The following is a 10,570-nucleotide window of genomic DNA, read 5'->3' as shown; positions in this document are numbered from 1 at the left end:
TCGACAACGGACAGTGGTTCTTCGCACCGGAGCCGGGAATATCCCTCGTCGCTGGGCAGTTCGCCGGAGTCAGAAGCAAGCTTCGGTGCGGTCCACTTGACTGGTGGAAACAGTAACGTCGTGATCGTCGAAGTCGGCCACGAGCTTCAACCGGCCTCCCAGTGCGGCAACATAACGCTGAATCGTGCCGACTTCGGCTTGGGCGAGGTCACCTTGCTCGAGCTTGCTCACCCGCGGTTGACTGATGTGCATCCGCGCTGCGATCTCGCTTTGGGTCAGACCGGCCTCTTCCCGCAACTGAGCCAGTCGACCGCCCAGGGTGTAAGCCTGGGCGAGGTTGCGAGCGGAGGCGCGAGGCCGCATCGAGATCTCGTCCGCGAGTTCGGTCCCGGGCTTCTTTGACCTTCTTGATGTCCTTCCAGGAACGGCTCATTGTTCAGCCCTCCCCCAGTGCTGCCGGATGCTCTGCGAAGCGTTTCTCGGCCAAACGAATGTTGGTCTCGTACCAACCTCTCCAGATACCGGCCTTGTCACCGGCTACGAGCACGAAAGCACATCGTCGGGAAGGACGCAGTGTCGTTCTGGAGACAGGTCGAGTCACCCGAGAAGAAAATGGATTCCTTCTTCCCGGTAGAAGTCCTTTTTCGATGATTGCGTACTCGCGACGACGCGAGGAAGCGAGAAGTTACGTGGGCGTGTCAGTGGTCGTCGAGAGATCGGATGTCCGGTCGGCGGCGAAGGTCTTCATCCGGCACAGCAGGAGTTTGATGACCTCGGACAGGGTGTCGGCGTTCAACTCCGTCCCGTACCCACCGATGCTTCCTCGCTCTCGGTCACATCGACAACAGTAACACACCAAGTGTGCGTTGACAAAGTTCACATAAAATGCTTGCTGGTTGGTGTCAACAAGAGAGCCATGCCGACACGGCTCACCCGAACACCACCCGGCTAACGATGGCCTGATCAGTCCCGTCGTGCCTGGCCTGCACGAAAAGATCAAACATCGCTCGTTGTGGGTTGCATCCTGTACCCGGGTACAGGCTTACGGTCCCGACATGATCGACAAGGAGAACCCGAGCAGCTCGGTGAGCACCGGAGCAGTGCGGATGGCTGCGGGTGCCGCCCGGGGTGTGGTGGCGACAGTGGCCATGAGTGCGGTCATGCTGATCGGTGTGGTAACAGGTGCGGCTCCGATACCGGAACCGATACCTGCGGCGCTGGTCACCCACACGTTGGGAGAGCTTCCGCAGCCGGTGCTTGCCGTACTGGCCGTGGCCGCGCATCTCGCCTACGGGGCTGCGGCGGGCGTGGTGCTTGCCGGGCTGCTGCGGCGTGTCACGGTGTGGCGCGCACTCGCTTACGCGGCGGTGCTATGGGCGGTGATGGGGCTGGTATGGCTGCCCTACCTGGGATGGGGACTATTCGGAACCGCCGTGACTCCCGCCGTGGCCGTGGCCACGTTGGCGCCACATCTCGTTTATGGCCTCGTACTGGGACTACTGCTCGACCGTGTCCCCGGAAAACCGTCGACTCGGCGGGAACCTGCGACAGGAGTGTGATCACGATGCCGGAACAGGAAATCCCCGGAACCGTTGATACCGGGTGCCCGTGCTGTGCACCGACGATGCAGGGAATGATCCGACCCGTCGCCGCCGAGCATTCGGTGAGTCCCACCTCGAAATGTGACCCGGCGTGCGTACAGGACGGAGAGTGTTCCTGCACCACGCCGGACAGCCCGGACACCGATGCGACGCAGGCCCGCTCGATCGCCGAGATCCACGCGGAGTGCCTGCTGCCGTTGGACCAGCGGCCGGGGCGGGAGGCCGAGTTCGACGCGCTGCTGCACGCCGCCGGTCGGGACTGGTCGCGCCCCGCGGAGACACGGGTGCGGCTGGTGCTGGACGCGACCGAGGAAACCCGGGCCCGGAATCTCGCCGAGCGGGAGAAGGCCTGCTGCTCGTTTTTCACGTTCGCGTTCACGCGGGGCGGCGCCGGTACGCTGCTGGTGGATGTGTCGGTGCCCGCCTCGCACACGGTGGTGCTGGACGCCATGGCCGAGCGGGCAACCGTGCTCACCGAGGAGAGCTGATGACCGAATCGGCATTGCCGGGTTCACCCCTGCGCAGTGGGCAACTCGCCGAGGCCGCCGGAGTCAACCTGCAAACCGTGCGTTACTACGAGCGACGTGGGCTGCTGGCCGAACCGCCCCGCAGCCTCGGCGGGCATCGGCTGTACCCGCCGGAAGCGGTGACCACACTGCTCCTGATCAAGGCCGCACAGCGGCTCGGGTTCACCCTCGACGAGGTCGCCGACCTGCTGAAGGCGGAGCGGCTCCGCAACACCGGGCGATCCGAGCCCGGCCTGCGGCAGCGCGCGACGGCGAAACTGGCCGAGATCGACTCCCGCATCGCCGACCTGCACACCATCCGGGCCACACTGGCCGACGCGCTGGAGGCCGGCTGCGACGATGTCGCCGCATGCGCCTCCAGTCCGGAGTGCCCACTGTCCCTCGCCGAGTGAACCTTTCGTTCCTGGACGACGTGATAGCCAATCGCTCCGGGCTGCGCCGATCGGCGTGCGGCGGTCGCATCGGTGACACCCGATCGGGCGAGGGCTCGGTCGGGACGCACCTCGCGGAACGTGCGGGCCCTACAGTCGGTCACGAGCCCGGCTGCCATACAGGACCGGGTCGATGTGATCACTGTGGCCACAGGCGCGAGGCGGGAACGGGTGACGGCGGTGCGCAAGGTGAAGGATCTGACCGGGCCGGGGCACACGGATCATTTCGGCATCGGCGGTACCGATCTGGGGGCCATGGCGACCGCGCCGGACGGGCGGCTGGTGGCGGTGTTCGGCGACACCTTCGAGCGGGCCGGTGTGGGCGGGCCCGGATGGCGCTCCCCGGTCGTGCTCTTCGGAGACCCGGCGACCGCCCGGGCGGGTCTGGAATGGACCGGCTCGGCCGGTGCCGGTGCCTACGCGGAGCAGATACTGCCCTACCACCACGATTCGGTGATCCACGGGCGGCAGGTCAGCACCGTGATCCCGACCGATGTCATCACGATCGGCGCGGAGATGTACCTGCACGCGATGGTGTGCGCCGGGATCGGCAACGTGCACTGGACCGAGGTACACCGCTCGACCGACAACGGCGAAACCTGGTCGCACACCGGAACGACCTGGCCCGGCGACCACATCGGAGGGCTGTTCCAGATGCTGACCTGGGCCGAAGGGGATGACGGCTACGTCTACGTCTTCTCCACCGGGTTCCAGCGCAACCGAGGTCTGATTCTGCAGCGGGTGCCCGCCGACCGCCTCACCGATCCCGACGCGTGGGAGGGATGGGGGTTTCGCGACGGCACGTGGGCCTGGGGCAATCCACCGACGATCGCGCTCACCGGCGCCTACGGCGAACTGAGCCTGCGCCCCGTCGACGACCGGTGGTTGCTGGCCTTGTTCGATGCGGGCAACTACCGCATCGATGTGCTGAACCTGCAGGCGCCCACGGAGGACCTCTACGAGGCGACGCGCGGCACGGCCCTGCACGGTGCCTCGTGGCGCGGCGAGGACCACGCAGGCGGGCATGTCGCCCAGCTCTACGGCGGCTACATCGTGCCCGGCTCGAGTCTGGAAGAGCTGCACCTGGTGGTCAGCCAGTGGAACACGGCGAAAAACTGGCCCTACCGGTCGATGCAGTTCACCGGAGGTGCCCCGGGGTCGCGCGCCGGCGCAGGCACCGACATGTCGTCACGGCCTGCGGCGCGGGCCGTCGACAGCGAAACCGCCTCCGGAGGCAGCACGTCACCGCTGCGCAAGGCGCGTGATCGGGTTCTGCGATTTTTCGGAGCTTCGGGGCGGTAACCCGTGGGCCCGCAGCACACCACGAGCGGGGCGAACATCGGCCACGCTCGCTGCTCGACCGGCGAACAGGGCCGCACTCTCGGGCGTCGGCGAATGACCGACGCTGCCGGGTGTTTCCGCTCGACGAGCGACCAGCACGAAAGTCAGGGGAAGAAACCATGCCAGCAAAGCAGACCGACATCGACGTGCGACGAGTCTACGATTCCGATGTTCGCGACGGCTCGGCGCTGCGCGGTTCGGTTTTTCTCGTCGACGGCATGTGGCCACGTGGGGTGCGCAAGGACGAGCTCGATCTCGACGGCTGGCTCCGCGATCTGGCTCCCAGCCCGCAGCTTCGCAAGTGGTTCGGGCACCGCGCCGACCGCTGGGAGGAATTTCGCGAGCGCTACCACCGGGAGTTGGAGGGCAGGCCACAAGCTCTGGACCCCTTGCTGGACGCGGCACGGCGCGGACCGGTGACGTTGCTTTTCGCCACCAAGGAAACAGCGCACAACAACGCGGTGGCACTACGCGACTACCTTGCCGAGAAGTTGACGCGATAACGAGATCGAGGCCGACGCAGGCTCGACTCGGTGCCGTGTCGGCTGGAGGGGCTGCACCTGGTGGTCCGGCCACGTCCGCTCCACTTCGACAGCATCCGGGTGATCTACTCGGCAGTGTTCGGTGGCACATCGCCGAGGCCGGTGAGCAGTTTGCGCAGCAGCGCTGCGAGATGTTCCTGCTCGTGCGGGGTGAGTTGCGTCAGCAACCGGGTTTCGTTGGCGACGTGGCCGACGACGACGTCGTCGACGAGGTGGCGGCCCTTCTCGGTGAGGGTGACCATCACGGAGCGCCGGTTGGTCGGATCGGTTCCGCGCGTGACCAGGTCCTTGGCGACCAGCCGGTCGATCCGGTTGGTGATGGCGCCGGAGGTGACCATGGACGTCTCGACGAGGGCGCCCGCGGTCAACCGGTAGGGGTGCCCGGACCGGCGCAGGGTGGCCAGGATGTCGAACTCCCAGAGCTGGAGTTCGTGGGTGGCGAGGTGGTGCCGGAGTTCGTGTTCCAGCAACCCCGAGGCGCGTTGGATGCGCCCCACCACGCCCATCGGTGCGGGGTCGATGTCGGGCCGCTCGGCTGCCCACTGTTCCAGCACCCGGTCGACGTTGTCCTGCACAGCACTCCTCAACGTTGAAATGTTTGACCCAGATTACCAAGGTCAGTACTATCCTCAACGTTAAATTTTTCAATATTGAGGAGTTTCTATGGTGACTCGGACCCGCGCGGTCGCCGGCAGTCCCCCCGCCAAGGAACCCACACGGATCTGGGTCTTCACCGCTCTTGCCGCGCTGGCACCCATGGCCTGGGGCACGACCTATGTGGTGACCACCGAGTTCCTTCCCCCGGACCGCCCGCTGCTGTCCGGGGTGCTGCGCGCGCTGCCCGCGGGGCTGGCGGTGCTCGCGCTCACCCGGACATTGCCGCGTGGTGTGTGGTGGTGGCGAGCAGCCGTGCTGGGCACGTTGAACATCGGGGCGTTCTTCGCGCTGCTGTTCGCCGCGGCCTACCGGTTGCCGGGCAGTGTCGCGGCGACCCTCAATGCCGCGCAGCCACTCCTGGTGGTGTGCCTCGCGTTCGCCCTGCTGGGAGAGCGCCCGACACGCTGGCGGCTCGGCTGGGGCGTCGCGGGCGTGGTCGGGGTCGCCCTGATGGTGCTGCGCGGGGAGCTCTCCTTCGATGCCCTCGGGATCCTGGCCGGTCTCGGCGGAGCTGCGGTGATGGCCTGCGGAGTCGTGCTGACCAAACGATGGGGGCGCCCCGAAGGGGTGGGGGTGCTGGCGTTCACCGGGTGGCAGCTCACCGCAGGCGGCCTCCTGCTCGCACCACTCGCCCTCGTGATCGAGGGAGCGCCGCCCGCGCTGGATGCCCCGGCACTGGCCGGATACGCCTGGCTGGCCGTCGTCGGCACGCTGCTGGCCTATGTGCTGTGGTTTCAGGGATTGGGACGACTACCGGTGACGGCCGTGTCGTTCCTCGGGCTGCTCTCGCCCGCCATGGCCACCACCTTGGGCTGGCTGCTGCTGGGCGAATCCCTCACTCTCGCTCAGATGCTCGGTTTCGGCCTCGCCCTGCTTTCGATCGCGGCCGCGCAACTCACTCCGGAAACCGTGCGGAACCTGCTGCACAAGACCCCGGATACACAGCCGGAACGCACCACCTGACGGCGCATCGCTCGATCAAGCACGCCACCCACGAACGCACTCCGACACACTCCGACGCACAGGGAGAACAACGATGAGCCGTACTCTGCTGATCACCGGGGCCACCGGCAACGTCTCCAGCGCACTGCTGGACGAGCTCCGGGGAGCCGATTTCGAGCTGCGGGCACTGGTCCGGGACGAGTCGAAAGCCCACCGGGTGCGGGCGCGCGGCGCCCACCCCGTCATCGGCGATCTCGACGAGCCGCGCTCGCTGCCGCAGGCCTTCGAGGGCGTCGACGGCCTGTGGTTGCTGACCCCGAACAGCCCGCGGGCTCCGGAGAACAACATGAACGCCGTGTGGGCCGCGCGCCAGGCGGGCGTGCAGCGGGTGGTTCGTCTGTCCGCAGTGGGCGCGGCGCACGACGCCCCGACCCGCAGCGGGCGACTGCACGCACTGTCCGATCACGAGGTCGAGCGCTCCGGCATGGCCTGGACCATCCTCCGGCCGCACTGGTTCATGCAGAACCTGTTCAACGAAGCAGGCGACATCGCGGCGGAGGGAACCTTCTCGCTGAACATGGAGCAGGCCCGCCTGGGCATGATCGACGTGCGCGACATCGCCGCGGTCGCCGCGCAGGTGCTCATCGACGGGCCGGAGCGCCACCACGGCAGGATCTACACCCCGACCGGCCCGGAATCGCTTTCCTTCGGCGAGGTCGCCGAGCGGATCGGGCACCTGTTGGGAACGGAGATCCGCTACGTCCCGACCTCCGATGCGGACGCGGAAAAGCGCCTGCTCGGCTTCGGGATGCCGGAGTGGATCATCGAGATGCTGACCGAGTACGCGCAGGCCTATGCGTCCGGGTGGGGTGACTTCACCACCAGCGACGTCCACGACGTCGTGGGTCGTCCCCCGCGCGGTTTCGCCGACTTCGCCCGCGACCACGTCGACGCCTTCAGCTCGGACAACCGGTGACGACCGGCGCGGCAGAACGCTGATACAGCCATCACGAGTGATGGCCTCACTGCCCGAACCTGTCGAGCCGCCTCAAGAGCTGCTCGGCCTGGGCGACATACGGTTCGGCCTCCACGCTGCCGTGCGCGTCGAGAACCTCCTGCAGCAGCTCGCGTGCCTCGTCCACTTCGCCAGTGTGGGACAGCAGCGTGGCCAATTGGGTCCGCAACTCGAACAGCCGCTCGTGCTGCTGCGGCAACAGGTGGCGGTATTGCCGCAGCAGTTCCCGGAGTTCGGTGATCGCGGCCGCGTGTTCTCCGAGTTCGACGCGGCAGCTCGCGGCCATGAACCGACAGTCCAGGATGGTCTCGTCCGAAGCGCCGGGCTGCTTTTCCAGGTCGGTGATCAGTGCGGTGTACTCGGTCAGCGCCGCGCGGTAGTCGGATCCGAGGAAGTGGAACGTGGCCAGGTTCTGGCGTACCTTCAACCGTCGCGCCTCGGTGAGCCGGTCGTGCAGGGAACGGTCCGCGAGCAGGGAACGCAGGAGTTCGGCGGCCTGCGTGAACCGTCCCTCGTCGACCAGTTCGTAGGCACGTTCCTGGTCCTCGCGAATGCGGGCCTCGGCTCTTTCCGTGGAGACAGCGGCGGGTTCCGGCCCGGCCGTCTCGGGGAAGCTGTGGCGAGTCGCGGACCGTGGTGCCAGCGGGTGGCGGTACGGAGCCGTCGGGTCGCCCTCTCGTGCGGCGGGGGCGGTTTCCTCCGGTTTCGGCAAGAACGAGAAGAGTCTCTGGTAGACCTCGTGCGCGTCGGCGGGCCGATCCTCGGGGTTTTTCGCCAGCAGATCCAGCACGAGCTTTTCCAGCGGCTCGGGAACCTCCACCCCGCACTGGCGCAGAGGCTCGGGTGGCTCTTCGAGGTGCTTGTGCATGACGGCCAGCGGCAGGGGGGCGGTGAACACCTGCTGTCCGCTGAGCATCTCGTGCAGCACGCAGCCGAGCGAGTACAGGTCGCTGTGCGGGGTGGCGGTGCCGCTCATGGCCTGCTCGGGCGCCATGTAGGCGGGGGTGCCCAGCGTGTCGTGGGTCCGGGTGAGCTTGGTGGCGTTGCTTTCCAACGCTGCGGCGATGCCGAAATCGAGCACTTTCACCGCGCCGGAGGACGCGATGCGCACGTTGCGGGGTTTGAGGTCGCGATGGACCAGGGACGTTCCGTGGGCCGAGGCGAACACGGAGGCGATTTGCGCGGCGATGACCGCTGCCCACGACACGGACAACGGCCCCTGCTCGGCGATGAGATCCCCAAGATCGGTGCCCTCGACGAGCTGCATCACCAGGAACAGGTCGTCGCCGTCGCTGCCCGCGTCGTGCACGGCGGGCACGCTCGGGTGTTCGACCTTGGCGGTAAGCCGGGACTCCCGGACGAAACGTTTGGTGAGCGTGTCCGGGTCCTCGGTGCCGACCAGCTTGCTCGCGGGAAGCAGCTTGACCGCGATCCGTCGATCCAGCCGCTGGTCGTAGCCGGTCCACACCTGGCCCATCGCGCCACGGCCGATGGGCGAGGTCAGCTCGTATCGCCCGGCGATCACCCTGTGTTGCGCCACCGACGCCTCCTCACTCGTCGGTGATCAGTGTGACCGCCGGCTCCGTCCACGCTCCATCGGGATGGGACATTTCGCTCATCACGACGGGCCGAGAGCCCGAGCGCCCCTGCACACGAATGGAACAAAGCAGCCGCACGAGGGCGAACACTGTCGTTCGTCATGGCTGGTCCTCGCCAGGTGGTCGGGATCTCGCTACCTGACCAGAGGGGAGTGCCGATCTCTGTAGGCTCCCCGAAAGGTCGGTTGCACCTCGGAAACCGATGAAGTGGCCATGGTAGCCGGCCCACGTACCCGGTTGCGTGACTTCCCCGCCTTGCCTGATCCACACTCACGGCATGACGCACGCGACGAATCCCGCTGACCTCGGTGTGTTCGATGCCGCCGCGCTACTACGCACGGGCGCCCTGTCCGCGGTCGAGCTGCTCGATGCCTGCGAACAACGCATCACCGAACGCAACGGCGGGCCGCCGACTTTCGACGGCGCTCCCGACGCGGTCAACGCGTGGGCGCGGCTGTATCCCGACCTGTCGCGCGAGCAGGCACGTGCGGCGGACGAGCGACTGCGCCGAGAAGGCGCAGAAGCGCCGGCGTTGTGCGGCATTCCGCTCGCGCTCAAGGACCTCTACGCGGTCGCCGGCCGCCCGCTGACGGCGTCCAGCCGCGTGCTCGACGGTCATGTTCCCGACCACGACTCGGTGGCCTGGACACGGTTACGTGAGGCGGGGATGGTGCTCCTCGGCCATACGCACACGCACGAGTTCGCCACGAGCACCACTACCGACCAAGTGGGCAATCCGCACGCACTCGAGAAGTCCGCCGGCGGCTCCAGCGGAGGCTCGGCAGCCGCGCTCGCCGCCGGAATGGTCCCCGCGGCGCTGGGAACCGACACCGCGGGATCGCTGCGCATCCCGGCGGCGCTGTCCGGGGTATCGTCGATCAAACCGACCCACGGCCGCGTTCCACTGGACGGCATCATCCCGCTGTCCCCGACGTTCGACCATCCCGGCCCCATGGCACGCAGCCTCGCCGACTGCGCGGCCCTGCTGGAGGTGCTCGCCGCGGGCGGGGCGGAAACCACCCCGCTGATGCCCCCGCCCGCACCGCTGACCGGATTGAGGCCCTCGGCTCCCACCGATCGTCCCCTCACCGGAATGCGGATCGCCCTCACCGACCGGCCGCACAAGCTCGGCGTCGAATCCGAGATCGCCGACGGCCTCGACCATGCCGCACGAGCCTGCGCCGAGTTGGGCGCCGAGGTCGTCGAACTCGGCGCGGCCGCCGGGATGGTGAGCAAGGACTACAGCACCCTGCTGTTCTCCGAGATGACGACCTACCATCAGCGCTTCGCCGACCGGGAGGCCGACTACCGCCCCGGCATCCGCGAGGTCGTCGAATTCGGCCGCCTGTTCACCTCGCTGGAGGCCTACCTCGACGCTCAGCGAGCCCACGCGCGACTGACCGCGACCTGGGAGGAGTGGTTCACCGCCAACGAGGTCGACGTCATCCTCGAACCGTCCACCCCCCGCACCTCACCCCCGCGCGGCGACGGCTACGAGCAGGGCCGGATCGGCACCGGCGGCGACCCGTTGATCCGGTTGACCGCGCTCTGGAACGCCACCGGGTTCCCGGTGGCGGCGATCCCCGCGGGGACGGGATCGCACAGCGGTCTGCCGGTCGGCATCTCGCTCATCGCGCCACGGGGCGCGGAGGCGCGAGCCGTCCGGATCGGCACCCTCCTGCAGGAACACGCACTGCCCCCGCAGGCGCCGACATCACCGGTACCGGATGCCGACCTCGAGAGTCAGGCATAGGGAAGTCCACATCGGCTGATCCGAACACGCTCTCTTCCCCGCGCGTTCTTCACGTGAGAACGGCAAAGGAATCCTGACGGCGAGTTGGTCCGGAACGTCCACCCGGATCAGCTCGCCACGAATCCGAGCTCCCCTTCCCGCGGAGGCCATCACCACCGCCATC

11 protein-coding genes are annotated in these 10,570 nt (G+C 67.6%); 8 read left to right on the top strand and 3 right to left on the bottom strand.

Annotated elements, in window-relative coordinates; translation table 11 throughout:
• Positions 1-69 precede the first annotated feature (69 nt).
• Positions 70-363, bottom strand: coding sequence for a helix-turn-helix domain-containing protein (locus JOF55_RS21875; protein WP_310277645.1), 294 nt, complete (start codon positions 361-363; stop codon positions 70-72).
• 692 nt (positions 364-1,055) lie between these two features.
• Here JOF55_RS21875 and JOF55_RS21870 point away from each other — a divergent pair.
• The 5 genes from JOF55_RS21870 to JOF55_RS21850 all read left to right on the top strand — a co-directional run bounded on the left by JOF55_RS21870 (position 1,056) and on the right by JOF55_RS21850 (position 4,403).
• Positions 1,056-1,559: a DUF6789 family protein gene (locus JOF55_RS21870; RefSeq protein ID WP_310277642.1), complete on the top strand. Its 504-nt coding sequence runs from the start codon at positions 1,056-1,058 to the stop codon at positions 1,557-1,559.
• A gap of 74 nt (positions 1,560-1,633) precedes the next feature.
• Positions 1,634-2,089 carry a hypothetical protein gene (locus JOF55_RS21865; RefSeq protein WP_310277640.1) on the top strand — a complete coding sequence of 152 codons (456 nt, stop codon included), beginning with the start codon at positions 1,634-1,636 and terminating at the stop codon, positions 2,087-2,089.
• A complete protein-coding gene (locus JOF55_RS21860) occupies positions 2,089-2,520 on the top strand; it encodes a MerR family transcriptional regulator (protein ID WP_310277637.1) in 432 nt (143 codons plus the stop codon). The genes JOF55_RS21865 and JOF55_RS21860 overlap by 1 nt, the downstream gene beginning before the upstream one ends.
• Before the next feature lie 219 nt (positions 2,521-2,739).
• Positions 2,740-3,861 carry a glycoside hydrolase family 183 protein gene (locus JOF55_RS21855; RefSeq protein WP_310277635.1) on the top strand — a complete coding sequence of 374 codons (1,122 nt, stop codon included), beginning with the start codon at positions 2,740-2,742 and terminating at the stop codon, positions 3,859-3,861.
• Between the two features lie 158 nt (positions 3,862-4,019).
• Positions 4,020-4,403, top strand: coding sequence for a DUF488 domain-containing protein (locus JOF55_RS21850; RefSeq protein WP_310277633.1), 384 nt, complete (start codon positions 4,020-4,022; stop codon positions 4,401-4,403).
• A gap of 104 nt (positions 4,404-4,507) precedes the next feature.
• Here the strand turns inward: JOF55_RS21850 and JOF55_RS21845 are convergent, their stop codons facing one another.
• On the bottom strand, positions 4,508-5,017 hold the full coding sequence (locus tag JOF55_RS21845) for a MarR family winged helix-turn-helix transcriptional regulator (RefSeq protein WP_310277631.1): 510 nt from the start codon (positions 5,015-5,017) through the stop codon (positions 4,508-4,510).
• An 88-nt stretch (positions 5,018-5,105) separates the two neighbouring features.
• On the opposite strand from JOF55_RS21845, the gene JOF55_RS21840 reads away from it, so the two are divergent.
• Together JOF55_RS21840 and JOF55_RS21835 are read left to right on the top strand one after the other, a co-directional pair.
• Positions 5,106-6,062 (top strand): EamA family transporter, encoded by a 957-nt coding sequence (locus JOF55_RS21840; protein WP_310277628.1) that lies wholly within the window; start codon positions 5,106-5,108, stop codon positions 6,060-6,062.
• A gap of 73 nt (positions 6,063-6,135) precedes the next feature.
• Positions 6,136-7,017, top strand: a complete 882-nt coding sequence (locus JOF55_RS21835; RefSeq protein ID WP_310277626.1) for an SDR family oxidoreductase — start codon at positions 6,136-6,138, stop codon at positions 7,015-7,017.
• A gap of 46 nt (positions 7,018-7,063) precedes the next feature.
• On the opposite strand, the gene JOF55_RS21830 is transcribed toward JOF55_RS21835, so the two are convergent.
• Positions 7,064-8,596, bottom strand: coding sequence for a protein kinase domain-containing protein (locus tag JOF55_RS21830; RefSeq protein WP_310277624.1), 1,533 nt, complete (start codon positions 8,594-8,596; stop codon positions 7,064-7,066).
• A 335-nt stretch (positions 8,597-8,931) separates the two neighbouring features.
• Between JOF55_RS21830 and JOF55_RS21825 the strand changes: the two genes are divergently transcribed.
• Complete coding sequence (locus JOF55_RS21825; protein ID WP_310277621.1) at positions 8,932-10,407, top strand: amidase; 1,476 nt, start codon at positions 8,932-8,934, stop codon at positions 10,405-10,407.
• The last annotated feature ends 163 nt before the right edge of the window (positions 10,408-10,570 follow it).

It is taken from the genome of Haloactinomyces albus, assembly GCF_031458135.1.
GTDB classification, from domain to species: domain Bacteria; phylum Actinomycetota; class Actinomycetes; order Mycobacteriales; family Pseudonocardiaceae; genus Haloactinomyces; species Haloactinomyces albus.
This window is presented reverse-complemented; position numbering and strand designations above follow the sequence as displayed.

Bases quoted from the DNA above. Each gene is read 5' to 3' on its own strand.
- JOF55_RS21865 (WP_310277640.1), top strand. From the start codon at position 1,634: ATGATCCGACCCGTCGCCGCCGAGCATTCGGTGAGTCCCACCTCGAAA.
- JOF55_RS21860 (WP_310277637.1), top strand. From the start codon at position 2,089: ATGACCGAATCGGCATTGCCGGGTTCACCCCTGCGCAGTGGGCAACTC.
- JOF55_RS21850 (WP_310277633.1), top strand. From the start codon at position 4,020: ATGCCAGCAAAGCAGACCGACATCGACGTGCGACGAGTCTACGATTCC.
- JOF55_RS21870 (WP_310277642.1), top strand. From the start codon at position 1,056: ATGATCGACAAGGAGAACCCGAGCAGCTCGGTGAGCACCGGAGCAGTG.
- JOF55_RS21875 (WP_310277645.1), bottom strand. From the start codon at position 363: ATGCGGCCTCGCGCCTCCGCTCGCAACCTCGCCCAGGCTTACACCCTG.
- JOF55_RS21825 (WP_310277621.1), top strand. From the start codon at position 8,932: ATGACGCACGCGACGAATCCCGCTGACCTCGGTGTGTTCGATGCCGCC.
- JOF55_RS21835 (WP_310277626.1), top strand. From the start codon at position 6,136: ATGAGCCGTACTCTGCTGATCACCGGGGCCACCGGCAACGTCTCCAGC.
- JOF55_RS21840 (WP_310277628.1), top strand. From the start codon at position 5,106: ATGGTGACTCGGACCCGCGCGGTCGCCGGCAGTCCCCCCGCCAAGGAA.